At 73.6% G+C, this 25,048-nt stretch carries 25 protein-coding genes and 1 riboswitch; of the genes, 5 read left to right on the top strand and 20 right to left on the bottom strand.

Going from position 1 to position 25,048, the window contains the following annotated elements; genetic code table 11:
• Positions 1 to 24 precede the first annotated feature (24 nt).
• From H1A17_RS15975 to H1A17_RS15965, 3 genes are all read right to left on the bottom strand, one after another.
• On the bottom strand, positions 25 to 849 hold the full coding sequence (locus H1A17_RS15975; RefSeq protein ID WP_194822225.1) for a hypothetical protein: 825 nt from the start codon (positions 847 to 849) through the stop codon (positions 25 to 27).
• A complete protein-coding gene (locus tag H1A17_RS15970) occupies positions 846 to 2,948 on the bottom strand; it encodes a hypothetical protein (RefSeq protein ID WP_145918953.1) in 2,103 nt (700 codons plus the stop codon). Before H1A17_RS15970 ends, H1A17_RS15975 begins: the two co-directional genes overlap by 4 nt.
• A gap of 176 nt (positions 2,949 to 3,124) precedes the next feature.
• Positions 3,125 to 3,940: a hypothetical protein gene (locus H1A17_RS15965; RefSeq protein WP_145918952.1), complete on the bottom strand. Its 816-nt coding sequence runs from the start codon at positions 3,938 to 3,940 to the stop codon at positions 3,125 to 3,127.
• 171 nt (positions 3,941 to 4,111) lie between these two features.
• On the opposite strand from H1A17_RS15965, the gene H1A17_RS15960 reads away from it, so the two are divergent.
• Positions 4,112 to 4,990 (top strand): Crp/Fnr family transcriptional regulator, encoded by an 879-nt coding sequence (locus H1A17_RS15960; RefSeq protein ID WP_228543636.1) that lies wholly within the window; start codon positions 4,112 to 4,114, stop codon positions 4,988 to 4,990.
• 54 nt (positions 4,991 to 5,044) lie between these two features.
• Here the strand turns inward: H1A17_RS15960 and pheT are convergent, their stop codons facing one another.
• The 9 genes from pheT to H1A17_RS15915 all read right to left on the bottom strand — a co-directional run bounded on the left by pheT (position 5,045) and on the right by H1A17_RS15915 (position 13,330).
• Positions 5,045 to 7,591 (bottom strand): phenylalanine--tRNA ligase subunit beta, encoded by a 2,547-nt coding sequence (gene pheT / locus H1A17_RS15955; protein WP_194822224.1) that lies wholly within the window; start codon positions 7,589 to 7,591, stop codon positions 5,045 to 5,047.
• Positions 7,592 to 7,630: 39 nt separating this feature from the next.
• The gene (pheS, locus tag H1A17_RS15950) at positions 7,631 to 8,710 is read right to left on the bottom strand and encodes a phenylalanine--tRNA ligase subunit alpha (RefSeq protein WP_194822223.1); all 1,080 of its coding nucleotides are present in this window, start codon (positions 8,708 to 8,710) and stop codon (positions 7,631 to 7,633) included.
• A gap of 171 nt (positions 8,711 to 8,881) precedes the next feature.
• A complete protein-coding gene (locus H1A17_RS15945; protein ID WP_194822222.1) occupies positions 8,882 to 9,763 on the bottom strand; it encodes an RNA methyltransferase in 882 nt (293 codons plus the stop codon).
• 31 nt (positions 9,764 to 9,794) lie between these two features.
• Positions 9,795 to 10,187: a 50S ribosomal protein L20 gene (rplT, locus tag H1A17_RS15940; RefSeq protein WP_088645192.1), complete on the bottom strand. Its 393-nt coding sequence runs from the start codon at positions 10,185 to 10,187 to the stop codon at positions 9,795 to 9,797.
• Positions 10,188 to 10,219: 32 nt separating this feature from the next.
• Entirely contained in the window at positions 10,220 to 10,414 is a 195-nt protein-coding gene (gene rpmI / locus H1A17_RS15935; protein ID WP_026267805.1) for a 50S ribosomal protein L35, read from the bottom strand.
• An 18-nt stretch (positions 10,415 to 10,432) separates the two neighbouring features.
• On the bottom strand, positions 10,433 to 11,083 hold the full coding sequence (infC, locus tag H1A17_RS15930) for a translation initiation factor IF-3 (protein ID WP_194822221.1): 651 nt from the start codon (positions 11,081 to 11,083) through the stop codon (positions 10,433 to 10,435).
• A 415-nt stretch (positions 11,084 to 11,498) separates the two neighbouring features.
• Entirely contained in the window at positions 11,499 to 11,969 is a 471-nt protein-coding gene (locus H1A17_RS15925) for a PH domain-containing protein (protein ID WP_194822220.1), read from the bottom strand.
• A 187-nt stretch (positions 11,970 to 12,156) separates the two neighbouring features.
• Entirely contained in the window at positions 12,157 to 13,002 is an 846-nt protein-coding gene (gene hisG, locus H1A17_RS15920; RefSeq protein ID WP_145918948.1) for an ATP phosphoribosyltransferase, read from the bottom strand.
• Between the two features lie 46 nt (positions 13,003 to 13,048).
• Positions 13,049 to 13,330: a phosphoribosyl-ATP diphosphatase gene (locus H1A17_RS15915; protein ID WP_204927713.1), complete on the bottom strand. Its 282-nt coding sequence runs from the start codon at positions 13,328 to 13,330 to the stop codon at positions 13,049 to 13,051.
• A gap of 220 nt (positions 13,331 to 13,550) precedes the next feature.
• Between H1A17_RS15915 and H1A17_RS15910 the strand changes: the two genes are divergently transcribed.
• The 3 genes from H1A17_RS15910 to H1A17_RS15900 are packed head-to-tail and all read left to right on the top strand — an operon-like array spanning position 13,551 to position 16,041.
• Positions 13,551 to 14,420, top strand: a complete 870-nt coding sequence (locus H1A17_RS15910; RefSeq protein WP_194822219.1) for a transporter substrate-binding domain-containing protein — start codon at positions 13,551 to 13,553, stop codon at positions 14,418 to 14,420.
• Positions 14,421 to 14,425: 5 nt separating this feature from the next.
• Positions 14,426 to 15,295, top strand: a complete 870-nt coding sequence (locus tag H1A17_RS15905) for an amino acid ABC transporter permease (RefSeq protein ID WP_375372817.1) — start codon at positions 14,426 to 14,428, stop codon at positions 15,293 to 15,295.
• Between the two features lie 2 nt (positions 15,296 to 15,297).
• Positions 15,298 to 16,041, top strand: a complete 744-nt coding sequence (locus tag H1A17_RS15900) for an amino acid ABC transporter ATP-binding protein (RefSeq protein ID WP_228543635.1) — start codon at positions 15,298 to 15,300, stop codon at positions 16,039 to 16,041.
• 97 nt (positions 16,042 to 16,138) lie between these two features.
• On the opposite strand, the gene ribH is transcribed toward H1A17_RS15900, so the two are convergent.
• From ribH to rpe, 7 genes are all read right to left on the bottom strand, one after another.
• A complete protein-coding gene (gene ribH / locus H1A17_RS15895) occupies positions 16,139 to 16,639 on the bottom strand; it encodes a 6,7-dimethyl-8-ribityllumazine synthase (protein WP_145922693.1) in 501 nt (166 codons plus the stop codon).
• 2 nt (positions 16,640 to 16,641) lie between these two features.
• On the bottom strand, positions 16,642 to 17,919 hold the full coding sequence (locus H1A17_RS15890; protein WP_145918945.1) for a bifunctional 3,4-dihydroxy-2-butanone-4-phosphate synthase/GTP cyclohydrolase II: 1,278 nt from the start codon (positions 17,917 to 17,919) through the stop codon (positions 16,642 to 16,644).
• A complete protein-coding gene (gene pnuC / locus H1A17_RS15885; RefSeq protein WP_145918944.1) occupies positions 17,916 to 18,611 on the bottom strand; it encodes a nicotinamide riboside transporter PnuC in 696 nt (231 codons plus the stop codon). The genes H1A17_RS15890 and pnuC overlap by 4 nt, the downstream gene beginning before the upstream one ends.
• Complete coding sequence (locus H1A17_RS15880) at positions 18,608 to 19,273, bottom strand: riboflavin synthase (protein WP_145918943.1); 666 nt, start codon at positions 19,271 to 19,273, stop codon at positions 18,608 to 18,610. Before H1A17_RS15880 ends, pnuC begins: the two co-directional genes overlap by 4 nt.
• A gap of 1 nt (position 19,274) precedes the next feature.
• On the bottom strand, positions 19,275 to 20,336 hold the full coding sequence (ribD, locus tag H1A17_RS15875) for a bifunctional diaminohydroxyphosphoribosylaminopyrimidine deaminase/5-amino-6-(5-phosphoribosylamino)uracil reductase RibD (protein WP_088645202.1): 1,062 nt from the start codon (positions 20,334 to 20,336) through the stop codon (positions 19,275 to 19,277).
• 139 nt (positions 20,337 to 20,475) lie between these two features.
• Positions 20,476 to 20,646, bottom strand: a riboswitch (FMN riboswitch).
• A gap of 62 nt (positions 20,647 to 20,708) precedes the next feature.
• Positions 20,709 to 21,668: a response regulator gene (locus H1A17_RS15870; RefSeq protein ID WP_145918941.1), complete on the bottom strand. Its 960-nt coding sequence runs from the start codon at positions 21,666 to 21,668 to the stop codon at positions 20,709 to 20,711.
• Position 21,669: 1 nt separating this feature from the next.
• Entirely contained in the window at positions 21,670 to 22,350 is a 681-nt protein-coding gene (gene rpe, locus H1A17_RS15865; protein ID WP_194822218.1) for a ribulose-phosphate 3-epimerase, read from the bottom strand.
• A 257-nt stretch (positions 22,351 to 22,607) separates the two neighbouring features.
• Between rpe and H1A17_RS15860 the strand changes: the two genes are divergently transcribed.
• The gene (locus tag H1A17_RS15860; RefSeq protein WP_194822217.1) at positions 22,608 to 23,498 is read left to right on the top strand and encodes a septum formation family protein; all 891 of its coding nucleotides are present in this window, start codon (positions 22,608 to 22,610) and stop codon (positions 23,496 to 23,498) included.
• A 163-nt stretch (positions 23,499 to 23,661) separates the two neighbouring features.
• On the opposite strand, the gene H1A17_RS15855 is transcribed toward H1A17_RS15860, so the two are convergent.
• On the bottom strand, positions 23,662 to 25,048 hold a 1,387-nt coding region (locus tag H1A17_RS15855), incomplete at its 5' end, for an RsmB/NOP family class I SAM-dependent RNA methyltransferase (protein WP_228543634.1).

Raw genomic sequence — 25,048 nt, 5'->3', positions numbered from 1 at the left:
GCCGCCTCCGGAAGACGCCCCCGCTCAGCCGGTCCGCTGAACGAGCCCGTGTTCGCGCTCGTACGTCCGCAACGCGACGTCCCATGCCTCGGTGTACTCCGACGGGCCCAGGTTGAGGTCGTGGTGGCCCCGGACCGCCTCCCGGAGCAGGGTCACCAGTTCCGGCACCGTCGCCCGGCGCTCGTCGACGTAACGGCGGAACACCTCGGCGAACTGCTCCCCGGTCAGCCGGGCCGCGTGCATCGTCACCGGATCGGCCTCCAACGCCTGGAGCACCGCGCACCACCGGCGGGTCAGATCATCGACGTGCCGGGCCCGGATCTTCTGCAACTCGTGCTCGCACTCCAGCCTGATCCGTTCCTCCCAGTACGGCCGCAGCCGGTCGCGTACCCGCTCGTCGGGGCTGACCCGGACGTGGGCGGTGAACTGCGGCAACGACTCGTTCGCCGGCCACCGCTGCCCGGCGAGCCGGTCGTTGAGCACCCGCTCCAGTTCGTGCGAGCGATGCGGCTCGAACTCCCGTGACACGTCGACGATCCGCTCCCGGACGATCCCACCGGCCCAGTCGAGGTACCGCTCGGCGCGGTACTTCAGCTCCTCGAACGTCATCCGCCGGCCGGTCCAGATATAGACGGGGTGTACCCGGAAGTCGAAGGCGTCCCCCTTCGCCGGCACCAGCAACGGGTGCGGGACGTCCTGCCGAAACGACACCGTGACCGGTGCCGGCGCCGGCAGTGGCGGCGGCGTCGGCACGGGAGGCGCCGGCGTGCCGAACAGACTCTGCCACCAGTGGCGTCGCTGCGGCACCGGCACCTGGGTGCCGGCGGTGGTGCTGGAGTACACGTTCATCCGTGGTCCTCGTCGGTGAGTCGGCGTACGCCGTCGAGCAGGGAGTTGCGGGGCATCAGGGGTCTCCAGACGTGGCGCAGCTGATGGTCCAGTCGGTGCCGCAGGGGTGCCCGGCCCGCCACCACCAGAGCGAGCAACTCCAGGCAGTGGGCGGCGACCTCGGGGTGACCGTCGGCCCGGTTCAGCCAGAACCCGAGCGTGCGCCACGAGCGGTAGGCGGTCGCGGGCAGGCTGAGCGCGTTGGCCCAGCAGTCCGCCAGATCGGTCATCGACACGGTCCCGACCCGGGCCAGATCGAGCAGTTCCGGCCAGTGCTCCCGGGGTGCGGGTGCCCACCGGTCGGCGAGCTGGCGCAACGCCCGCCCGGCGTGCAGCCACACCTCCGGGTCCTCCGCCCGGGTCCACTCCGCGAGGGCCGGCAGCACGGTCGCCTGGTGACCCGCGGTGTGCACCTCGATCAGGCCCCGCACCACCGAGTGGTGCCACCGCTGCATCCGCGCCTGGGCGATCTGACGCAGATGCAGCAGGGCGGTGTCCGGCCAGAGCCGGGCGAGCCCCAACGCGTAGGCACGGGCCACCGTGTCCCGCAGGTGGGCCGGTCCGCTCGACGCCCACCGGTCCAGCTCCGTGCGTACGCGTTGCCGCAGCTCCGGTTGCATCGCCATGGCGACCAACGCGATGGCGGCGGCCTGCCGGACGCCGGCCCGGCGCTCCCGGGCCAGCTGGTCGACCGTCTCCAGCGCGACCCGCACCCCGTGCCGGGCCGACCAGCCGACCGCTCCGGCGGCAGCCTCCCGGACACCCGGATTGCCCGTCCGTACCAGGGTGGCGAGCCACCCGAGCAGATGCTCCGGCAGCCACCAGTCCGACCATGCGACCTCCAGCAGGCTGGTCCGCAGCTGGTCGTTGCCGGGCGAGAACTCGATCCGCCGCCCGCCGTGGAGCCGGTCGTCGTCGACCAGGACGACGGCCTGCCGCAGCACCGGGCCCAGCAGCAGGTCCACCACCCCGCCCAGGAACCCCACAGGTGCCGGGGCCGCCGCACCGTCGTCGCCCGGCACCGGTCCGACGAGCAGCCGTCCGGCCGCCGCCTGGACCTCGACCACGGACTGCCCGGCCAGCACCGCGCACGACAACCGGAACGCCCGCCGCTGGTCGACGTCCCACCGGGACGCCCCCTCGACGCCGTCGCCCTCGACGGCGAGCACCCGCGTGGCGCGTTCCCGCAACTGCCGGGGAAGCAGCCGTTCCAGCCGCTCGGTCAGGTCGCCGCCGCGCGGCGGCGCCTGGGCGATCAGTTCCGCCAGCCGGACGACCTCACCGGCGCGCGGACCACCGGCCAGGTGGGCCGCGAGCAGCGGATGCGGGACGCACTCCTCCTCGACGTACACGTCGACGCAGTCGCCGGTGCAGCCGTCGACGCACCAGCCGACGCACTGCCCGCGCAACAGCCGGCGGAGTTGGGCCCGGAACACGTCCACCGGGGCCGCCGGGCGGTGGGGCACCAGATGCCCGGCGAACTCCTGTTCCCGGCGCTCGAAGTCACCGACCAGCACCAGGCTGCTCCCGGTGGTCTCCAGCCTGGCCGCCAGGCCCACCAGGGTCATGCCGTCCAGTTCCCGGACCGCCTCGTCGCCGAGTGCCAGCGTGTAGCCGTGGCCGGGCCGTACCGGCGCGTCGGCACCCAACAGGTCCGACAGGTGCTCCGCGTCGAGCACCCCGACCCGGTCGTAGCCGTACCGGCGGGCCGAGGCCAGGCAGGCGGCGGTGTGTCGGCCCGTGCCGTCGGCACCGCTGAGGCAGACCAGGTGCCGCAACTTGAGCTGCCGGTCGAGCCGCTGGTCGCTCGGTGCGGGAGCGTAGCCGTCGGCCAGTTGCCGTACCCAGCTGCCGCTGAGCGTCTCGGACCAGGTCCGGCCGCCCGTGCCCACGGTCGCCGTGGTGATGTTCACGGTGCCGATCGCCGTGGCCCCCGGGCCGGTCGCGTTCTGGCCCCGGACCCGTACGTCTCCGACCCCGATGCTCGACGGGACCCCGAGCAACGCGGTGAGGCGGGCCAGGACGGCCGCCGGGTCCGGTGCCTCCTCCGGCTCGTCCACCGGCTCGTCCTCGGGGTGAGGCCCCGCCGGGGACGCGTCCGCCGCTGCGGACCACTCGGCCGCGTTCTCGTCAGACCACCGTTCCTCGTCGCGGGGAAGGCCCGACGCGGTGTCGACCGGACGTGGCTGTCCCACGCTGTCCGGGTCCGGCGGTTCCCACGGATCCGACGCCCCGGTCACCGGCCGCCGCCCTCGCCGCCGAACACGACGTCGCGTCCGACCGACCCGATGGCCGTGGCGTTGGGGCCGATCGCGTTCTGCCCGCGTACCCGGATGTCGCCGGTGCGGATGCCGGGGCCGGCCGTGCCGGCTCCGGTGTCCGGCCGGGCCGCGCCCGCCCCGGTGCCCGGCCCGGCCGGCGGTCCCCCGGGGGGCGACGGCGGCTCCTGCGGCGACGGCCACGACGACATGTCCTCGTCGACCACGTAGAGCCAGGCCGGCTCGCGGAACTCCTTCTCCGGGTGCTCGACCTCGATCCGGCGGAACCGTTCCGGCCGCATCTCCTCCGGGTACTCGCAGACCACGTCGCGGTACATCTCCGTCGAGACCACCAGCGCGACGCCCGCGTCGGGGAACGCGGCCAGCGCCTGGCGCACCGGCTTGGCGTCGCAGAGCCGGCAGACGTGCACGACGGCGTGGCCGGGGAAGCCGTTCGCGCCGTCCAGGTGCACCAGGCCCTGGTGTACGGCCACCCGCAGCCGGATCTGCGCGGGCGCGGTCCGGCTGCTGTTGAACGCCCGCAGCCGCCGGTTCAGCTCCGGCACGAACCGGCCGACGACCCGGGACTCCGGCACGTCGCGGGGCAGGATCGCCAGCTCGCCGTCGCCGGCCTGCTGGGTGGTCCAGGTGACCCGGTCCAGACCCACCTCGGTCGCCGCCGCGTGCAGGAGCGTGTGGAAGTTCTGCTGTGCCTCGTACTGCTGAAGATTGCTGCGCCGGCTGTACCGTTCCATGTCCACAGAGATCAGCAGACGCCGTTCGGGATGTCGCATCGGTACACCCTTCGTCGTCAGCCCGCTCGGCGAGCGGGCACCACCGTGCCCATGGAAACCGCCCCGCCGGGCGCAGACCCCCTAGAAATACGGCATCGCCGGGACTGTCGGCATCCGGTCATCCCATCGTGGACAGATGTCGTGCTAAGCCGGGTCGGTTCTGCTGGAAGCATGTGGACGAACCTGACCGAACTGCTCCTGGCGCTCGGGCTCTCCCCGCCCGTGATCCTGGCCCTGGTGGTCGTCGAGACCCTCGCGGCCCGCAGCGGGGCGGTGCGAGCCGTGTCGACCCGGATACGCTTCGGCACCTCTCGTCTGCTGAGGAGGATGCCGGTGCTGATGCGGCAACCCCACGTCCCCACCGACGGCGACTGGCCGTACGGGACCTTCCTGCAACGGCTCGACCGCCCGGTACGGGACGCGTTGCTGGCCACCGGCGTCCGCCGGCAGGTGCCCGCCGGGCAGATCCTCATCCACGAGGGCCACCACGAGGCGCACCTGGTGCTGCTGGAGGACGGCCTGACGAAGGTCACCGCGTCCCTGCCCGACGGGCGGACCGCACTGCTGGCGTTGCGGGTCGGCGGTGACCTGGTGGGTGAGATGTCGGCGCTCAACGACCGTCCCCGGTCGGCGACGGTGACCACCTGCGGCCCCACCCGGTACAGCGTCATCCAGCCCGAGCAGTTCAAGACCTTCCTGCGCGACCATCCGGACGCCGCCCTCGAACTGGCCGCCATGGTCTCCGACCGGCTGCGCTGGTCCAACCGTCGCCGGATCGACTTCTCGTCCTACCCGGTGAAGATCCGGGTGGCCCGGGTGGTGGCCGAGCTGTGCCGCTCGCACGGCCGGCAGGACCGCGACGCGGTCGTCATCGACGTCCGGTTGACCCAACCGGAACTCGCCACCATCTGCGGCGCGGCCGAGACCTCCATCCAGAAGGCGCTGCGGGAACTGCGCGCCGACGGGCTGGTGGAGACCGACTACCGGCGGATCACGGTGCGCGACCTGGCCGCCCTGCGCGACTGCGGAAAGATCGAGGACGACGCGTGACGGCGACGGCCCCGACCCGGTGACCGGATCGGGGCCGTCGCCAGCTGTCACACCTCAGGCGCCGCGCAGGGTCGCCCCGAACCGCTGGGCGGCGACGGCCACGGCGGCGTCCCGCGCGGCCACCGCCTCCTCCACGGTCAACGTCCGGTCCGGCGCGCGGAAGGTGAGCTTGTACGCCAGCGACCGCCGGCCCGCGCCGAGCGACTCCGACGCGTACACGTCGAAGAGCCGGACGTGCTCCAGCAGTTCACCGGCGCCCTCGACCAGCGCGGCCCGGACGTCGGCGGCCGGCACCGTGTCGTCCAGCACCAGCGCCACGTCGATCAGCGCCGGGGGGAACCCGGACACGGTCGGCGCGGACACCACCGGGGCCGCCGGCAGGGCGTCCAGGTCGAGTTCCATGGCGCTGGTCCGGCGGGGCAGTTCCAACGCGGCCAGCACCGCCGGGTGCAGCTCACCGGCGTGACCGACCACCTCCCCGTCGACCAGCAGCGCGGCGCAGCGTCCCGGGTGCCAGGGTGCCCGCTCGGCGGCCCGCACCTCGATCCGCTCGGCCGGCAGGTCGGCGGCGGCCAGCACGGCCCGGCCGGCCTCCACCGCGTCGGCCCAGCCGGCGGCGCGGCCGGCACCCCACCAGCCGGCCGGCTCGATGTCCCCGGTGAGCACCACCGCGACGTGCCGGGGCTGGGCGGGCACCACCGCGTCGGCGGCGGCGAACTCGGCGTCGGTGGGACGGCGGTCCACCCCCATGGCCGGCGGCGCGCCGACCCCGGGACGCGGGTGGAACACCGCGCCGATCTCGTAGAGCGCCAGGTCACGGTGACCCCGGCCCAGGTTGCGCTTGAGGATGCCCAGCAGCGGGCCGAGCAGGGTGGTCCGCAGCAGCGGCTCCTCCTCGGACAGCGGGTTGGCCAGCCGTACCGCCGGCCGGCGCGGGTCGTCGGCGGGCAGCCCGAGCTGGTCGGCCAGCTCCGGGGCGACGAACGGCAGCGCCAGCACCTCGACGTAGCCGCGCTCGGCGAGCGAGCGGGCCACCGCCCGACGGCGACGCTGCTGCCAGGTCAGGCCCCGGCCGGGGGGCGCGGTGGGCAGCACCGACGGCACCCGGTCGTACCCGTCGAGGCGGACCACCTCCTCCACCAGGTCGGCCGGGTCGGTGAGGTCGGGCCGCCAGGTCGGCGGGGTGACGGTGAGCACGTCGCCGCCGCCGGCCGTCGTCGCGACCGTGCCCGCGTCCTCGGCCAACCGGTCGGTGCCCCGGATCACCGTGCAACCCACCTGCTCCAGCAGGTCGACCACCCGCTGCGGGGAGTAGTCCACCCCCACCCGACGCGACGGCAGGTCGACCGGGAGGACGACCTGCCGCATCGGCCGGACGTAATCGAGGTCGAGGATCTCCGCGCCGGCCTCGCCCCCGCCGTGGGCGGTGAGCAGCTCGACGGCACGCTGGAGGGCCACCAGCGGCAGCGCCGGGTCGACGCCCCGCTCCCACCGCTTGGCCGCCTCGCTGAACAGCTTGTGCCGGCGGGCCGTACGGCCGACCATCACCGGGTCCCAGTGGGCGGCCTCCAGCAGCACGTTCGTGGTGCCGCCGACCACCTCGCTGGTCTCACCGCCCATCACCGCGGCCAGCGAGACCGGGCCGGTGTCGTCGCAGATCACCATGTCCTCGGCGGTGAGCGAGCGGACCACACCGTCCAGGGTGGTCACCTTCTCGCCCGCCTCGGCCCGGCGCACCACCAGCGGGCCGGCGAGCCGGTCGGCGTCGAAGGCGTGCATCGGCTGGCCCAGTTCGAGCATCACGTAGTTGGTGACGTCGACCGCCAGCGAGATGCTGCGGACGCCGGCCACGGTCAGCCGCTGCCGCATCCAGCCGGGGGTGGCCGCCGTCGGGTCGACCCCCCGGACCATCCGGGCGGTGAACCGGTCGCAGCCGACGGTGTCGCGCACCTGCACCGGGTATGCCGGCTCCGCCGTCCCGGCCGGCGCGGGCACCCGGCCCGGGTCGCGGAAGGCCACCCCGAGGGCGTACGCCAGCTCGCGGGCGATGCCGCGCACGCTCAGCGCGTACCCCCGGTCGGGGGTGATCTCCAGCTCGACCACGACGTCGTCGAGGCCCACCACGGGGCGGGCGTCGTCGCCGGGCCGGGCCGGGGTGTCCGGCGGCAGCACGATGATGCCGGAATGGTCGTCGCCGAGGCCCAGCTCCATCGCCGAGCAGATCATGCCGGCCGACATCCGGCCGTACGTCTTGCGCGCGCCGATGGTGAAGTCGCCGGGCAGCACCCCGCCGGGCAGGATCACCACGACCCGGTCGCCGGGGGCGAAGTTCCGCGCCCCGCAGACGATCTGCTGGAGTTCGCCGGTGCCGTTGGCGGTGCCGACGTCGACCAGGCAGTGCCGGATCGGCTTCTTGAAGCCGGTCAACTCCTCGATCTCGCGGACCTCACCGACGACCAGCGGACCGGTGACCGTACGGCGCAGGTCCACCACGGACTCGACCTCGATACCGAGGTCCACCAGGGCCTGTTCCAGGTCCTCGGTGGGCAGGTCGACGGGGAGGTCGACGTACTCCCGCAGCCAACTGACAGAAACTCGCATGACTCAGACCACCGTCTCCGTGACTCGTACCCGCATCGCCTACGCCCCGGCCCCGAACGCGCGGGTGAACCGCACGTCGCCCTCGGCCATGTCCCGCATGTCGCTGACCCCGTGCCGGAACATCACCGTCCGGTCGATGCCCATGCCGAACGCGAACCCGGAGTAGACCTCGGGGTCGATACCGCAGGCGCGCAGCACCCTCGGGTTGACCATGCCGCAGCCGCCCCACTCGACCCAGCGCGGGCCGTCGCGGTGCTCGGGGAACCAGACGTCGAACTCCCCCGACGGCTCGGTGAACGGGAAGTAGTGCGGACGCCAGCGGGTCTTCGCCCCCTCGCCGAACATGGCGCGGGCGAAGTGGTCGAGGGTGCCGCGCAGGTGCGCCATGGTGATGCCCCGGTCCACCACCAGGCCCTCGACCTGGTGGAAGACCGGCGCGTGGGTGGCGTCCAACTCGTCGGTGCGGTAGACCCGGCCGGGCACCACCACGTAGATGGGGGGCTTGCGGGTGAGCATGGTGCGCGCCTGCACCGGCGAGGTGTGGGTGCGCAGCACCAGGCCGGAGGAGTCCGCGCCGGGCGGCGGTGCGATGTGGAAGGTGTCCATCAGCCCGCGCGCCGGATGGTCGGCGGGGATGTTCAACGCGTCGAAGTTGGTCCACTCCAGCTCGACCTCGGGGCCCTCGGCCACCTCGTAGCCCATCCCGACGAACAGGTCGCTGATCTGCTCCATCAGGGTCGACAGCGGGTGCCGCGCCCCCCGGGGCCGCCGGTCGTACGGCAGGGTCACGTCGACCCGCTCCTCGACCAGCACCCGGGCGGCCTGCTCCCGGTCGAGCACCTCGGCGCGGGCCGCGTACGCGGACTCGATCGCCCGACGGGCCTCGTTGACCCGCTTGCCGGCGTCGGCCTTCGCGGCCGGCGGCAGCGCGCCGATCTCCCGGCGGGCCAGCGACACCGGGGACCGGTCGCCCAGGTGCGCGGGGCGCAGCGCGGTCAGCGCGTCGGGGTCGGCGGCGGCGGCGAACGCCTGCCCGGCGTCGGCCACGGCCCCGGCCAGGGCGGCCGGGTCGAGCAGGGCGACCTGCTTCGGGTCGTACGGATCGTTGCGGTAACTCATGGCGTACGGGCACTCCCTCACGGCGGCGCCGGCCCTTCCGGGCGGCTAGGCGAGTCTACGGACGCGCGGCGGTGCCGCAGCCCGCCGGTGGGAGTTACGCGCGGAGGGTAGGTCAGGCCCACCGCCCGCCGACACCGGCGGGCTGGCTAAACGAACGCCGTGGCGCGTTCCTCACGTGACCGACTCCCCTGCTGGGTGTGCGCCCGACCGAGGCCGGCGCAGTGCTCGGGCTGAAGCGTACAGGCAGACGGCGGCGGCCGCAGCCAGGTTCAGGCTCTCGGCCCGCCCGTGCAGCGGCACCCGGACCCGGGCGTCGGCGGCGGCGGTCAGCTCCCCGGGCAGGCCGTGCGCCTCGGCACCGAACAGCCAGCCGGTGGGGGCGGCGAGCCGGCCCTGGTCGGCGAGGTCGTCGAGGTCGCTGTCGCCGTACCCGGTGGTGGCGAGGACGGTGAGCCCGGCGGCGCGCAGCGCGTCGACGACGCCCCCGGGGTCGCCGGCGCGGACCACGTCGACGTGGAACAGGCTGCCGGCCGAGGCCCGCACGCACTTGCCGTTGTACGGGTCGACGGTGTCACCGGCGAAGACCACCGCGCCCGCGCCGGCCGCATCGGCGGTGCGCAGCACGGTGCCGGCGTTGCCCGGGTCACGGATGCCGGCGAGCACCGCGACCAGCCGGGGGGCGCGCGCCAGGGCGGCGTCCAGCGGCACGTCGAGGTGCCGGCAGACGGCGACCACGCCCTGCGGGGTGACGGTTTCGGTGAGCGCGGCCAGGGCCTCGTCGGTGACCTCGGAGACGGGCAGGTCGGCGCGGGCGGCACCGGCCGCCAGGTCGGCGTGCCGGTCGAGTGCGGCCGGGGTGCCGAACAGCTCCAGCACCGTGCCGGCGCGGTCGAGGGCCTCGCGGACGGCCTGCGGCCCCTCGGCCAGGAACCGGCCGGTGGCGTCGCGGTCGCGCCGGCGGTGCAGCCGGCGGGCGGCGACCACCCTGGGCGTACGTGGGGTGAACGGCCCGGTGACGGCGTCGAGGCGTCTCCCGCGCGGTGGTGACTGCATGGGAGACGCCTCGATCTGCTGCCGGGGTGGGTCAGGCGGCCTGGGCCGCGGCGCCGCCGGTGCCCTCGGCCGCCACGGCGGCGCGGGCCAGCTCGACGATCGCGGCGAACGCCGCGGCGTCGTGGACGGCCAGGTCGGCCAGGATCTTGCGGTCGACCTCGATGCCGGCCAGGCGCAGGCCCTGGATGAGCCGGTTGTAGGTCATGCCGTTGGCCCGGGCGCCAGCGTTGATGCGCTGGATCCAGAGCTGCCGGAAGTCGCCCTTGCGGTCGCGACGGTCCCGGTAGGCGTACTGCATCGAGTGCAGCACCTGCTCCTTGGCCTTGCGGTACAGCCGGGAGCGCTGACCGCGGTAGCCGCTCGCGGTCTCCAGCAGGGTACGACGCTTCTTCTGGGCGTTCACAGCCCGCTTGACGCGTGCCATCTCAACTCCTTATTCGGTAAAGGTGGCGCGCGTCAGCGGCCGAGCAGCTTCTTGATTCGCTTGACGTCAGCCTTGGCCAGCTCGACCGTGCCGGTCAGCCGCCGGGTCTGGGTGGAGGGCTTCTTCTCCAGGTTGTGGCGAAGGCCGGCCTGCTGGGCCACGATCTTGCCCTTGCCCGTCACCTTGACCCGCTTGCCCATACCCGTGTGGCTCTTCATCTTCGGCATGTGGAACGTCTCTCCCTGTTACTGGCCGCTGGGGTCAGCGGTCGGGCCGGCCTCGCCGGCTGCTGCGGTCTCGCCGGCCGCCGGGGTCGCGCCACCTGCCGGGGCGGCCGATTCCTCCGCGGCCCGGTCCCGGGGGCCACCACGGGACGCCGTGGCGGCGACCGCGGATGCCTTGACGGCCCGGTGCGGAGCGAGAACCATGATCATGTTACGGCCGTCCTGCTTCGGAGCGGCCTCGACGTATCCCAGGTCCGTGATCTCGGACTCGAGCCGGCGCAGGAGCCGGTAACCCAGCTCCGGGCGGCTCTGCTCGCGACCGCGGAACATGATCGTCACCTTGACCTTGTCGCCGGCCTTGAGGAACCGCACCACGTGACCCTTCTTGGTCTCGTAGTCGTGCGGGTCGATCTTCGGCCGGAGCTTCATCTCCTTGATGACGGTCTGCTGCTGGTTACGCCGCGCTTCGCGCGCCTTGAGTGCGCTCTCGTACTTGAACTTGCCGAAGTCCATGAGCTTGCACACCGGCGGGCGCGCCATCGGCGCAACCTCGACCAGGTCCAGGTCGACGTCCGCGGCCAGCTGCAGGGCGCGCTCCAGCGGGACGATGCCCACCTGCTCACCCTCAGGGCCGACCAGTCGGACCTCACGTGCCCGGATCTGCTCGTTCACGCGTGGTTCGACGCTGATGGGGCCTCCTCGAGTCGAGTCTGCTGCGTGGCCGACCCCGCGTGGCCCCCGGGTGGGGGCGACCCGGAAAGCAGAAGGCCCCGGCGCATGCCAGGGCCCGCTCGACCGGTCGGCACGATCACATGATCGCGCATCCGGCACCGGGACGGACCCGGAACCGGTGACCGGACCCGGCCACCTCGGGGGCGACTCGGGTGGGAGCAGGCGCTCCGCTTCGGGACCACCCACACGCCGCAGGCGGGGGCAGTCTGGTCGACGTGGCAACACTACACCCCGGCGCGACCATCCCCCAAACCGGGCCCGCAGGTCAGCACGGTACGAGAACCCCGACAGCGGGCCGGCGGAGGGGACGGGGCGGTCAGCGGAACCGGCGGAGGCGGTGCCCCGGCCGGGACGGTCAGCGGGCCGGGGTGCCGCCGAGACCGGCCAGGTGGGCCTGGTGCAGCCGGCGCAGCGCACGGACCCCGTCGACCGCGATCTCCTTGTCGGCGGCCTGGAGCGCCACCATCGGCAGCAGGTCGTCGTCGTGCAGCTCCAGGCTGGCCCACGGTGCGCCCCGGTCGAAGCGCACCCCCCGGACCACCTCCCAGGGCAGCTCGTACGAGCCGAGGATGTTGCGCACCCGGACCCCCCGGGCGTCCGCCTCGACCCGGGGCCGGGTGAACAGCAGGATGCCGAGCGCGCCGAACACGCCGAGGCCGATCATGGCGAACTGGTCGCCGCGCTGGAAGGTGCCGTAGCCCTCGCCGGTCGCCCCGGTCAACGAGGTGGCGACCAGGCTGAAGACCACCAGCAGGGCGATCGCCGAGGCCCAGCAGACGACCCGGATACGACGCGGCCTGAGACGGATCAACGCGGTGTCGCTCACCGGTCCAGTCTGCCACCCGGCCCCGGCAGACGTCGCGCCGCCACCCGCCGGGGGTGGGTCGGGTCGGGGTGATGGGGCCGGTACAGCGGTGTCCGCGAGAGGCGATGCCGCCGTACCGGCCCCGGTGCGGTCGAGCACGAGGGCACGACGGACGCGACGGACGGCGCGGCGTGTCGCGCCGCCGGGGTCAGAGCCGGCAGGCGTGGATGTTGGTGACCAGGATCGCGCGGGCACCCAACTCGTACAGCTCGTCCATGATCCGGTGGACGTCGTCGCGGAGCACCATCGCCTGCACCGCGACCCAGCCCTCCCGGTGCAGCGGGGAGACCGTCGGCGACTCGATGCCCGGGGTCAGGCCGCTGGCCCGGTCGAGCAGGCCGGCCGGCACGTCGTAGGCGAGCATCACGTACCGGCGGGCCACCAGCACCCCGTGCAGGCGACGCAGCAACTGCTCCGCCTGCGGGTGGGCCGGCGCGCCGGCCCGGCGGACCAGCACCGCCGAGGAGCGCAGCAGCGGGTCGCCGAAGACGACCAGCCCGGCCTGGCGCAGCGTCGCGCCGGTCTCCACCACGTCGGCGACGACGTCGGCGACCCCGAGCCGGATGGCGTTCTCCACCGCGCCGTCGAGCCGGATCACGTCGGCCTTGACGCCCAACTCGGCGAGGTACCGCTCGACCAGCCCCGGGTACGCGGTGGCGATCCGGTGCCCGCCCAGCTCCTGTACGTCGCCGACGTCCTCGGGACGGGCGGCGAAGCGGAAGGTGGCCCGGCCGAACGCCAGGTCGACCACCTCCTCGGCGGGCGCGCCGGAGTCGATCAGCAGGTCCCGGCCGGTGATCCCGACGTCGAGGTCACCCGAGCCGACGTAGGTGGCGATGTCCTTCGGGCGCAGGTAGAAGAACTCGATGTCGTTGGCCTCGTCCGGGCAGACCAGGTCCTTGGGGTCGGTGCGCTGGCGGTAGCCCGCCTCACGCAGCATCTGGGCGGCCTTCTCGGCCAGGGCCCCCTTGTTGGGTACGGCGACACGCAGCATGACGGAGTGCTCCTTCGATCGGATCAGATCAACGACGCGGGCGCACTCACAGATGTCGGTAGACGTCCTTCAGCTCCAGACCGCTGGCCAGCATCAGCACCTGCACCTGGTACAGCAGCTGGGAGATCTCCTCGGCGGTACGCTCCGGGCCCTCGTGCTCGGCGGCCATCCACGACTCGGCCGCCTCCTCGACGACCTTCTTGCCGACGAAGTGCACCCCCTTGGCCAGGGCGTCGACCGTGCCGGAACCCGGCGTGCCGGCGGCGGCCTTGGCCTGGAGCTCGGCGAACAACTCCTCGAACGTCTTCACGGAACCGGATTCTTCCAGCCACCCACCGACGCCGTGTGCTCCGGGGTCCGGCCGGGTCACCCCGCCCACACCCCGTTCCCGCAGGCTGGGACGGGCCCGGGGAGGCCGGGCGCTCCGGCCGGCCGGGACGCGGGTCACCGGCCACCGGCAACGGGCCGGACACGTTTACACATCGATCTCTCATCTACCTGATGGGACACCCTTCGAGGGATCGGTGGTCTTCTCTATCCTGGCGGCCATGGTCAGCAGCAGCTCACGTACCCGCGCCGCCGCCACCGCCGCCGTGCTCCTCGTCGCCGTGGCCGGATGCGCACCGCAGGACCCCACACCCACCCCCGACGCCGTCCCCACCGCGGCGTCCTGTGCCAAGGACAGCCTGAAGACCCGCACGCCCGGCAAGCTCACCGTCGCCACCGACGAACCCGCGTACGAGCCGTGGTTCAAGGGCGACAAGCCCGACACCGGCGAGGGTTTCGAGTCCGCCGTCGCGTACGCGGTCGCCGAGAAGCTCGGCTACGCCCGGACCGACGTCACCTGGACCCGGGTCAAGTTCGACACCGCCATCGCCCCCGGCCCGAAGACCTTCGACTTCGACATCAACCAGTTCTCCATCACCGAGGAACGCAAGCAGGCGGTCGACTTCTCCGCCCCGTACTACCTGGTGCGGCAGACGGTCATCGCGCTCAAGTCGTCGAAGATCGCCGGGAAGAAGTCGGTGGCGGACCTGAAGAACGCCAAGCTCGGCGCGCAGGTCGGCACGACCAGCTACCAGGCGATCACCGCCCTGATCAAGCCCTCGGTCAAGCCGCAGGTCTACAACAGCAACGACGACGCCAAGAAGGCCCTGCAGAACGGTCAGCTCGACGGGCTGGTGGTCGACCTGCCGACCGCGTTCTACATCACCGGTTCGGAACTCACCGACGCCACCATCGTCGGTCAACTGCCGCAGGTGGGCGCGCCGGAGGCGTTCGGGCTGCTGCTGGACAAGGACTCCCCGCTGACCCTGTGCGTCAGCCGGACGGTGGGTGAACTCGCCGAGGCCGGCACGCTCAAGCAGCTGGAGCAGAAGTGGCTCGCCCAGGTGGCGGGGGCGACCGAACTCCAGTGAGCCGGGTGTCAGCAGGCAACGACAGCCCGGTGGTGGACCGGCCGCACCTCCCGTCGACGGCGCAGCGGCGGCGGGCCGCGTACCGACGCCGGCAGACGACCCGCAGCGTGCTGGTCGCCGCCGCCTCCACGGCGGTGCTCGGCACGCTGCTGGTCGTCGCGGTCACCGGTGCACCCGGCTGGGAGCGGGTCCGCCGGTCGTTCCTCGACCCGCAGATCGCCCGCGACGCCCTGCCGGAGGTGCTCGTCGGGCTGTGGCTCAACGTCCGGCTGCTGGTCTGCTGTGCCGTCGGGGCGCTGCTGCTCGGCCTGCTGATCGCGCTGCTGCGGACCCTGCGCGGGCCGGTCTTCTTCCCGGTCCGCGCGCTCGCCACCGGTTACACGTACACCTTCCGCGGCCTGCCGCTGATCATCGTGCTGTACGTGCTCACCCTCGGCGTGCCCGGCCTGCGGTTGCAGGGGATGCCACCGGTGCTGGTGCTCGGCGGGCTGGCGCTGGTGCTCACCTACGGCGGCTACCTGGCGGAGGTGTTCCGGGCCGGCATCGAGTCGGTCCACCCCAGCCAGCTCGCGGCGGCCCGCTCGCTGGGGCTGACCTACCGGCAGACCATGCGGCACGTGGTGCTGCCGCAGGCCGTCCGGCGGGTCGCGCCGCCGCTGCTCAACGACGTGGTGGCGTTGCAGAAGGACGTCGGCCTGGTCTCCCTGGCCGGCCCGATCGACGCCGTCCGGGCGGCACAGATCGCCACCGCGCAGACCTTCAACTACACCCCGTACATCGTGGCCGGGGTGCTGTTCGTGCTGCTCGCCATCCCGCTGATCGCGGTCACCGACTGGGTGACGCTGCGCGCGGCCCGACGCCAGTCCGGAGGCTGAGCATGACCGTGCTGACCTGCCGGGGGGTACGCAAGGAGTTCGGCGGCCGGGTGGTGCTCGACGGGCTCGACCTGAGCGTCGACGAGCATCAGGTGGTCGCCCTGATCGGGGCGTCCGGGTCGGGCAAATCGACGCTGCTGCGCTGCGTCAACCTGCTGGAGGAACTCGACGACGGGACCATCACGCTCGACGGCGAGGAGATCTCCGACCCCCGGGTCGACCCCGACCGGGTCCGTCGGCGCATCGGCATGGTCTTCCAGTCGTACAACCTGTTTCCGCACCTGAGCGTTCTGGAGAACGTCACCCTCGCGCCGCGCCGGGTGCACCGGCGGGCACGGGCCGACGCCGAGGCGCAGGCCCGGGAACTGCTCGCCCGGGTCGGGTTGGCCGACCGGGCGGACGCCTACCCGGACCGGCTCTCCGGCGGCCAGCAGCAGCGGGTGGCGATCGTCCGGGCGCTGGCCAACTCGCCCCGGCTGATGCTGCTGGACGAGGTCACCTCGGCGCTCGACCCGGAGCTGGTCGGGGAGGTGCTGGCGATGATCCGGGACCTCAAGGCCGACGGGATGACGATGGTGCTGGCCACCCACGAGATGGGGTTCGCCCGGGAGGTCGCCGACCAGGTCTGCTTCCTCGACGCCGGCCGGGTGGTCGAGGCCGGGCCGCCCGCGCAGGTGTTCGGCGAACCGACCCAGCCGCGGACCCGGCAGTTCCTCAGGCGGATCATCGAGGCCGGCCGGCTGTAGCGTCGTGCCCTCAAGTGGGGTGATGTTGCGGGGTCCGCGTCCGTCGGACCCCGCAACATCGCCACACCAGGCCGAACCGCACGGCCCCGGCGGGGCGTCAGCCGGCGAAGCCGACCCGGTGGCCGTTGGCGGTGGTGACGGCCCGGACCGCCAGCGCGGCGTCCAGGGCGGCCACCGTCGCCGACCAGCCCTTGTCCTCGGCCGAGCCGGGCAGCCCGGCCCGGTCCCGGGCCTGGTCGAGGTTCTCCACGGTCAGCACCCCGTGCGCCACCGGCTTGCCCTCGTCCAGGGCGACCCGGGTCAGGCCGTCGGTCACCGACCGGCAGACGTAGTCGAAGTGGGCGGTCGCACCCCGGACGACCACGCCCAGCGCCACCACCACGTCGCAGCGCCGGGCCAGCGCCTGCGCCACCACCGGCAGCTCCACCGAGCCGGCCACCCGGGCCGTCACGACCCGCGCCCCGCACGCCTGCGCGGCGGCCACCGCCCGGTCGAGCATGTGGTCGGTCAGCTCGCCGTGCCAGCGCGCCGCCACCACCCCGACGGTCAGCCCGGCGGCGTCCACCGGGGTCACTCCGGGTTCACCGAAACCCGCCATCGTCATGCTCCGATCTCGTCGCCGGGGACCGGCCGGCCCATCGGGGCCTCGGTCACCTCATCCAGCTCGTCCAACAGGTGGCCCATCCGGTCCCGCTTGGTCCGCAGGTAGCGGACGTTCTCCGGGTGCGGCCGGACCGGCAACCCCTCCCGGCCGGTGACGGTCAGCCCGTACCCCTCCAGCCCGGCCCGCTTGGCCGGGTTGTTGGTGAGCAGCCGCATCGAGCGCACCCCCAGGTCGTAGAGGATCTGCGCGCCGGTGCCGTAGTCCCGGGCGTCGGCCGGCAGCCCCAGGTCGAGGTTCGCGTCCACGGTGTCGCGGCCCTGGTCCTGGAGCTGGTACGCCTGGAGCTTGTGCAGCAGGCCGATGCCGCGCCCCTCGTGCCCGCGCACGTAGAGCACCACGCCCCGCCCCTCCCGGGCGACCCGGGCCAGCGACGCCTGCAACTGCGGCCCGCAGTCGCAGCGCAGCGACCCGAAGACGTCCCCGGTCAGGCACTCGGAGTGCACCCGGACCAGCACGTCCTCGCCGTCGCCCAGCTCACCGAAGACCAGCGCGACGTGCTCGGCCGGGTCGTGTTCGGCCCGGTAGCCCAGCGCCCGGAACACCCCGTACGGGGTGGGCATCCGCGCCTGCGCGACCTGCTCCACCTGCTTCTCGTGCCGCCGCCGGTACGCCACCAGATCGGCGATGGTGACCAGGGTGAGCGAGTGCTCGGCGCAGAACTTCTCCAGGTCCGGCAGGCGCATCATGGTGCCGTCGTCGTTGACCAGCTCGCAGAGCACCCCGGCGGGACGCAGCCCGGCCAGCCGGGTCAGGTCGACTGCCGCCTCGGTGTGGCCGGGACGACGCAGCACCCCGCCGGCGCGGGCCCGCAGCGGCACCACGTGGCCGGGGCGGGCCAGGTCCGTCGGGTCGGTGCCGGGGTCGGCGAGCAGCCGGATGGTGTGCGCCCGGTCGGCGGCCGAGATGCCGGTGCTGACCCCCTCCCGGGCGTCCACGGTCACCGTGTAGGCGGTGCCGCGCCGGTCCTGGTTGGTGTGGTGCATCGGCGGCAGGTCCAGCCGGTCGCACTCCGCCTCGGTCAGCGGGACGCAGACGTAGCCGGAGGTCCAGCGGACCATGAAGGCGAGCAGCTCCGGGGTGGCCAGCTCGGCGGCGAAGATCAGGTCGCCCTCGTTCTCCCGGTCCTCGTCGTCGACCACCACGACGGGCCGGCCGGCGGCGATGTCCGCCACCGCCTCCTCGATCCGGGCGAAGGTGACCGCCTGGGTGCTCATGCCACGACCTCCGAGTAGGTGGACGGGATCGGTGTCGACGCCGCACGGCTGGCCCGCGAGCTGCGCCACCAGGCGGCGAAACCCCAGCCGCACAGTGCGCCGTAGACGAGGTACATCGCCGCCGAGGGGTAGAAGCCGCCACGCAGCAGCAGCGGTACGCCGACCGCGTCCACCGCGATCCAGACCAGCCAGAAGTCCACCCAGCCCCGGGCCATCCCGTAGGTGGCCAGCAGGCTGCCGGTGAGGATCCAGGCGTCCGGCAGCGGGCCCCACGAGCCGAGCGCGGCGAGCAGCGGGTAGCCGAGGGCGGTGCCGAGCACGGCGGCCAGCAGCAGACCGAGCCGTTCCCGGCCGGTGGCCCAGCGGGGGCTGACCGCCGGGGCGTCCCCGCCCTGGCGGCGGTTGCGCGACCAGCGCCACCAGCCGTAGACGCTGACCGCGAAGAAGAAGACCTGCCGGCCGGCCTGGCCGTAGAGGTCGTGCGCCTGCGGGGTGGCGAACACCCCGCCGAGGAAGACGGTGAACAGCAGCCCGTTGCCGATCATGCCGACCGGCCAGGCCCAGACCAGCCGGCGCAGCCCGAGCAGCGCCGAGACCAGCCCGAAGGCGTTGCCGACGATCTCCCGGACCAGCACCGGGGAACCGACGACGTGCACCTGCGCGTCGAGCAGCCAGCCGACCGGGCCGGTCACCGCGCCCCTCCGACGGCGTCGCCGGGCAGCGCCGGGGCAGTGCCGCCGGGTCCGACCGGGCCGGCGGGCAGGCGGGCGTCGAGGAGGCGCTCGACGTACTTGGCCAGCACGTCCACCTCCAGGTTGACCGGGGCGCCGACCCCCCGGCCGCCGAGCGTGGTGAGCTTGAGGGTGGTGGGGATCAGCCCGACGGCGAACCAGTCGTCGCCGACCGCCGCCACCGTCAGCGACACCCCGTCGACGGTGATCGAGCCCTTCTCCACCACGTACCGGGCCAGCGCGGTGGGCAGCCGGAACCGCAGCGTCTCCCACTGCGCGGCCGGTTCCCGGGAGAGCACCTCGCCGACGCCGTCGACATGGCCCTGCACCAGGTGCCCGCCGAGCCGGCTGTTCAGCGCGGCGGCCCGCTCCAGGTTGACCGGGTCGCCGGGGCGCAGCCCGCCGAGCGCCGAGCGGCGCAGCGTCTCGCCCATCACGTCGGCGGTGAACACCCCGCCGTCGACGTCGACCACGGTCAGACAGACCCCGTTGACCGCGATGGAGTCGCCGTGCCGGGCGTCGGAGGTGACCAGCGGGCCGCGGATCGCGACCAGCGCCGAGTCACCCCCGGTGTCGGCGATCCGGACGACCTCGCCCAACTCCTCGACGATGCCGGTGAACATCTCAGGCCTCCCTCTTCCGGGGCAGCGCGGTGATCCTCAGGTCGGACCCGACCCGGGTGACGTCGGTGATTTCCAGATCGATGGCGTCGGCGATGGTCGTCACACCCGCGTCGACGAGCGCGGTCGGGCCGGCCCCGAGCAGCTTCGGCGCGACGTACCCGACGACCCGGTCGACCAGGCCGGCGGCGAGGAACGCCCCGGCCAGCCGGGGGCCGCCCTCCAGCAGCGCGGCGCGTACCCCCCGGTGGTGCAGTTCGGCCAGCAGGGCCGGCAGGTCGACCCGGCCGTCCGGGCCGGCGCCGACCTCGGCGACGGTGGCGATCCAGGTACGGGCGGCGCCGTCGCGGACCCGGGCGTCGGCGGGGGTACGCCCCGCACTGTCCACCACCACCCGCAGCGGCTGGCGGATCGCCAGGGTGCCGTCACGCAGGTTGCGGGCGGTCAGCCGGGGATCGTCGGCGAGCACGGTGCCGACCCCGGCGATGACCGCGTCGACCGTGCCGCGCAACGCGTGCACGTCCATCCGGGCGGCCTCGGAGGTGATCCACATGCTGCTGCCGTCGGCCGCCGCGGACCGGCCGTCGAGGGTCGCGGCGTACTTCCAGATCAGGTACGGCCAACCGCGCCGCATCGAGGTCAGCCAGGCGACGTTGCCGGCCTCGGCCTCGTCGGCGCGTACCCCGGACTCGACCCGCACCCCGGCGGCGCGCAGGGTGGCGGCGCCGCCCGAGGCGACCGGGTTGGGATCGGGTACGGCGATGACCACCCGGGCGATGCCGGCGCGGATCAGCGCGTGACTGCACGGGCCGGTGCGACCGGTGTGGTCGCAGGGTTCCAGGGTGACCACGGCGGTGCCGCCCCGGGCCCGCTCGCCGGCCTGGGCGAGCGCGACGATCTCGGCGTGCGGCCCGCCGGTGTAGGCGTGGAAGCCCTCCCCGACGACGACGCCGTCCGCGTCGAGCAGCACGCAGCCGACGACCGGGTTGGGGCTGGTGGTACCGAGGCCCCGCGCGCCCAGTTCGATGGCACGACGCATCGCCTCGTCCACGGAGACGCCGCCCATGCCCTGCCCTCTCGCTCGCCGGTCCCCGCGCGGGCGGTACGGGAGCAGGCGGGCAGGCGGTGGCGGAACCGGGAACGGCAGGGCCGCCCCCGGCAGGCCCACGCGGTCGCAGAGGCGCTCGCGCAGGCCCGCCCCGCCCGCGCGCTGTCTCCCATCCGGACTGTCGGGGGTGCGGACGGACCGCTCCCCCACCGTCGGCCCCGGATTCTCACCAGGTCCACCGGGCGGCACAGCCGTCCGGGTCGCGGGCTTACCACGTCGAGCGTGGATCACCGCCGGTTCGGAATTTCACCGAGCCCCGCCAGCGCGTGGTGGGTACATGCGAAGTCTTACACGTCACCCCGGGAGGTTCGCCACCTCCAGCGTGCTACTTCACACCCCGTCGGCACGTCGCCGGTCGACCGCGACGTATGACCCCGGTTGGCTCTTGGCGACCGTTTTCATCTCACTGGCCACGGCGATCGCGGCCAGCGGGTCGGTGAAGCGCTTACGGGAGTCGGAGAGCGAGACGCCGATCGACAGGGTGACCAGGGCGGCCCGGCGGATGTTGCCCCGCCGGTCCTTCAGCTCGACGAAGCCGCGTTCCCGGTCGGTCGGGTCGTAGAGGGTGTCGGCGGTCTTCTCGAAGTCGACCACGGCCCGGGAGGTCAGCGGGCGGATCTGGTCGGGGGCGCAGACGATCACGAAGTCGTCGCCGCCGACGTGGCCGAGGAAGGCCGGCGGCAGCCCGATCGCGACCACCGCCCGGTGCAGGCTGCGGGCCAGCGCGGAGATGAACTCGTCGCCCCGGACGAAGCCGTACCGGTCGTTGACGCTCTTGAACCGGTCGATGTCGATGTAGCCGACGGCGTAGTCGACGCCGCTGCGGACCCGGTCGCTGATCTCCCGGCGGATCCGGCTGTTGCCGGGCAGGCCGGTCAGCGGGGAGACCTCGCGGAACTCCTTGTTGCGGCGCAGCGTGGAGCTGACCCGGGCCACCAGCTCGGCGGTGTCGAACGGCTTGACCAGGTAGTCGTCGGCGCCGGCGCTGAGCCCGTGCACCTTGTCCACGGTCATGCCCTTGGCGGTCAACATGATCACCGGCAGGGCCGAGGTGATCGGGTTGGCGCGCAGCCGGCGGGTCAGCTCCAGGCCGTCGATGCGCGGCATCATCAGGTCGACCACGGCCAGGTCCGGCTTGTGCTGCTCGATCATGTCGAGCGCCTCCTGGCCGTCACCGGCGTGCAGCACCTCGAAGCCGTGCAGCCGCAGGTTGAACTCGACGAAACGGGCGATGTCCTCGTCGTCGTCGACGACCAGGATCACGTCGGGGCGGTCGCCGGTGGGCTCCACCTCAGGCCCCGGCGTTGGCGCGCTCCGCCAGCCCGCGCAGGCGGCGGACCGCCTCGGCCGGGTCGTCCGCCCCGTACACGGCGGTGCCGGCGACGAAGGCGTCCGCGCCGGCCGCCGCGGCCTGCTCGATGGTGTCGGCGGCGATCCCGCCGTCGACCTCGATGCGCAGTTCCAGGTGCCCGCTGTCGACGTGCCGCCGGGCCGCCCGCACCTTGTCCAGTAGTTGCGGGATGAACCGCTGCCCGCCGAAGCCGGCCTTGATCGTCATGATCAGCAGGGTGTCGAAGCTGGGCAGCAGGTCGAGGTACGGCTCGATCGGGGTGTCCCGGTCGATGGCCAACCCGGCCTTGGCCCCGGCCGAGCGGAGATCCTTGGCGAGGGCGACCGGGTCGTCGCACGCCTCGGCGTGGAAGGTGACGTTGTACGCGCCGGCGTCGGCGTAACCGGGGGCCCACCGCCGCGGGTCGGTGATCATGAGGTGCACGTCGAACGGGAGCCGGGTCACCGCCCGCAGGCTCTGCACCACCGGCAGGCCGATGGTCAGGTTGGGCACGAAGTGGTTGTCCATCACGTCGACGTGCAGCCAGTCCGCGGCGTCCTCGACGGCGCGGACTTCATCGGCGAGGCGGGCGAAATCGGCGGCGAGGATGCTGGGCGCGATGATCGACGGCGGTACGGTCACAGGGCAAGTGTACGAACGCGGCCATCCGCCGCGGACGGCACGGCACCATGAGCGACGCCCTGTGACCCAGGCGTGACCCGTGGTGCACCATCGGCTCCTTTCGCGGGGAGTCGGGGACGAAGAGCCGGTGCCGACTGGCCGAACGGCCCGCAAGAGGCAACACTCCATCAGGGACGGTCACGTATGATGCTCGCCCGGCGGCGGGCACGCCGGGCGGGGCACGGCGACGGGCCGTCAATCCCCGGAAAGGGCGGACGATGCGACGGTTGCTCGTGGCGCTGGCGCTGGCCGGCACGGTGACGGTGGCGCTCAGCGGCTGCGTGCCGCAGCACGGCGCCGACGGCGACCTGCTCGACGACTGGCCGGTGCTGCCGGTGGCCCAGTCGTTCGTGCCCGCCACGGACGCCTGCCTGCCCCGGATCACCCCGGTCGTGCAGGCCGGCACCTACGAGACGGTGGACTGCGCACGCAGCCACCTGGCCGAGACCATCCACGTCGGCACGTTCACCGGCTCGGTGACCCGGGGTGAGCGGCCCGAGCCGGGCTCCGCCGCGTTGCGCCCCGCCCGCACCGAGTGCGACCAGCGGGCCCGGGACGTCCTCGGTGGCGACTGGCACTCGGCCCGGCTGACGATGAACATCGCGCTGCCGGCCAACTCGGCGTGGAACAGCGGCGCCCGCTGGTTCCGGTGCGATCTCAGCGAGACCGACAGCATCGACAACACCCGGCCGGTGAACCGGGTCGGCAGCCTGCGCGGGGCGATGATCGGCGACAATCCGCTCAGCCACCGCTGCTTCGATCCCAAGCTGATCGGCAACAATCTCAACTACATGGCCCCGGTGCTCTGCTCCGAGCCGCACCGCGCCGAGTTCGTCGGCGTCTACCTGGAACGCAGCGACCTGAGCTGGGCCGATTTCAGCCAAGCCAACCAGCGGGTGCACCGGCGGTGCATGGCGTTGATCGCCGGCTTCGCCGAGGTGCCCAACAACAGCGAACTGCCGTACCGGGCCGGGTCGATCTTCTATCCGCCGTCGCAGCGGGAGTGGGAGGAGGGCGACCGGGGCATCCGCTGCTTCCTGTGGAGCGACGACCGGAAGCTGACCCGATCGATGCGCGGCGCCGGCCCCAAGGGCCTCCCCGCCATCTGACCCCGACCCGCCCGTCCCCACCCCCATCGCCGTCCTCACCCCGTCGCCGTCGCCCGCCCTCGGTGATCAAGAGGTTTGCGTCATCCGACGACGGATCGTTGACGCAATTCTCTTGATCACCGGGGACGGTCGGGACGGACGAGGCGGGGCGGGGCGGGTGGGGTCAGGTGCGGCGGAGGAGGGCCAGGAACATGGCGTCGGTGCCGTGGCGGTGCGGCCAGAGCTGGACGGTGGGGCCGTCGCCCAGGCCGGGCATGCCCGGCGGCAGGACCGTCCGGGCGTCGACGAAGTCCGCCGGTACCCGGGCGCGGCGGGCGGCCTCGGTGACCGTCACGTGCGTCTCCACCGTGTGCGGGGAACAGGTGACGTAGGCGACCAGACCACCGGGCCGGGTCGCCCGCAGCGCGGCGGTGAGCAGTTCCCGCTGCAACCGGGTCAACGGCGGCAGGTCCGACGGCTGCCGCCGCCAGCGCGACTCGGGCCGGCGGCGCAGCGACCCCAGCCCGGTGCACGGGGCGTCGACCAGCACCCGGTCGAAGTGCCCCTCCGGCAGCTTCGGATCGGCCCCGACCGTGCGACCGTCGGTGTGCAGCACGGTCACCGGCAGCCCCCAGGTGGCCTGCTCGACCAGCCGGGCCCGGTGCTCCGAGACCTCCACCGCGGTCAGCCGGGCACCCCGCTGCGCGGCGAGCGCGCCGAGCAGGCCCGCCTTGCCACCGGGCCCCGCGCACAGGTCCAGCCAGCGACCGTCGTGACCGTCCAGCGGGGCCGTGGCCAACGCGTTCGCCACCAGCTGGGAACCCTCGTCCTGCACGTGCGCCCGGCCGTCGGCCAGCGCCGGGAGGTCACCCGGCGCGCCACCGGCCAGGTAGACCGCGTACGGGGAGAACGCTCCCGGCGCGCCGCCGACCTTGTCGGCCAGCTCGGCCGGGTCGACCCGGCCCGGACGGGCGCACAGGTGCACCGGCGGGCGCTCGTTGTCCTCGATCAGCAGCCGGGTCACCTCGCCCAGGTCACCACCGAGGGCGTCGGCGAAGGCCCGCACGATCCACTGCGGGTGGCTGTAGGTCACGGACAGGTGGCCGATCGGGTCGGCGGCCATGGTCGGGGCCAGCTTGGCCGTCCACGCGTCGACGTCCTGGCCGGCCACCTCGCGCAGCACCGCGTTGGCGAAGCCGGTGGCCCCCTCCCCCACCGTGCGCACCAGGTCGACCGTGGAGGAGACGGCGGCGTGCGCCGGGACCCGGGTGTGCAGCAGCTGGTAGGCGCCGAGCCGCAACGCGTCGCGTACCGGCGGGTCGATCCGCGCGACGTCCCGGCCGGCCGCGGCGGTGAGGATCGTGTCGAGGGTGCCGAGCTGCCGCAGGGTGCCGTAGGTCAGCTCGGTGGCGAAGGCTGCGTCCCGCCCGGCCAGCCCCTGCTCGCGCAGGATCGCCGGCAGCACCAGATTGGCGTACGCGTCGTCGCGGTGCACCGCCGCGACCGCCTGGTAGGCGGCGTAGCGGGGCAGGTCCACGGCCGGGCGGACCGGTCGGCCGGGTCGCCCGGTA

It is taken from the genome of Micromonospora sp. S-DT3-3-22, from assembly GCF_015354745.1.
Classification (GTDB): domain Bacteria; phylum Actinomycetota; class Actinomycetes; order Mycobacteriales; family Micromonosporaceae; genus Micromonospora; species Micromonospora wenchangensis.
The sequence above is the reverse complement of the archived record's forward strand: the minus strand, read 5'-3'. Positions and strand labels throughout refer to the sequence as shown.

Bases quoted from the DNA above. Each gene is read 5' to 3' on its own strand.
- H1A17_RS15975 (WP_194822225.1), bottom strand. From the start codon at position 849: ATGAACGTGTACTCCAGCACCACCGCCGGCACCCAGGTGCCGGTGCCG.
- H1A17_RS15965 (WP_145918952.1), bottom strand. From the start codon at position 3,940: ATGCGACATCCCGAACGGCGTCTGCTGATCTCTGTGGACATGGAACGG.
- H1A17_RS15960 (WP_228543636.1), top strand. From the start codon at position 4,112: ATGTGGACGAACCTGACCGAACTGCTCCTGGCGCTCGGGCTCTCCCCG.
- pheT (WP_194822224.1), bottom strand. From the start codon at position 7,591: ATGCGAGTTTCTGTCAGTTGGCTGCGGGAGTACGTCGACCTCCCCGTC.
- pheS (WP_194822223.1), bottom strand. From the start codon at position 8,710: ATGAGTTACCGCAACGATCCGTACGACCCGAAGCAGGTCGCCCTGCTC.
- H1A17_RS15945 (WP_194822222.1), bottom strand. From the start codon at position 9,763: ATGCAGTCACCACCGCGCGGGAGACGCCTCGACGCCGTCACCGGGCCG.
- rplT (WP_088645192.1), bottom strand. From the start codon at position 10,187: ATGGCACGCGTCAAGCGGGCTGTGAACGCCCAGAAGAAGCGTCGTACC.
- rpmI (WP_026267805.1), bottom strand. From the start codon at position 10,414: ATGCCGAAGATGAAGAGCCACACGGGTATGGGCAAGCGGGTCAAGGTG.
- hisG (WP_145918948.1), bottom strand. From the start codon at position 13,002: ATGCTGCGTGTCGCCGTACCCAACAAGGGGGCCCTGGCCGAGAAGGCC.
- H1A17_RS15910 (WP_194822219.1), top strand. From the start codon at position 13,551: ATGGTCAGCAGCAGCTCACGTACCCGCGCCGCCGCCACCGCCGCCGTG.
- H1A17_RS15900 (WP_228543635.1), top strand. From the start codon at position 15,298: ATGACCGTGCTGACCTGCCGGGGGGTACGCAAGGAGTTCGGCGGCCGG.
- ribH (WP_145922693.1), bottom strand. From the start codon at position 16,639: ATGGCGGGTTTCGGTGAACCCGGAGTGACCCCGGTGGACGCCGCCGGG.
- H1A17_RS15890 (WP_145918945.1), bottom strand. From the start codon at position 17,919: ATGAGCACCCAGGCGGTCACCTTCGCCCGGATCGAGGAGGCGGTGGCG.
- H1A17_RS15880 (WP_145918943.1), bottom strand. From the start codon at position 19,273: ATGTTCACCGGCATCGTCGAGGAGTTGGGCGAGGTCGTCCGGATCGCC.
- ribD (WP_088645202.1), bottom strand. From the start codon at position 20,336: ATGGGCGGCGTCTCCGTGGACGAGGCGATGCGTCGTGCCATCGAACTG.
- H1A17_RS15860 (WP_194822217.1), top strand. From the start codon at position 22,608: ATGCGACGGTTGCTCGTGGCGCTGGCGCTGGCCGGCACGGTGACGGTG.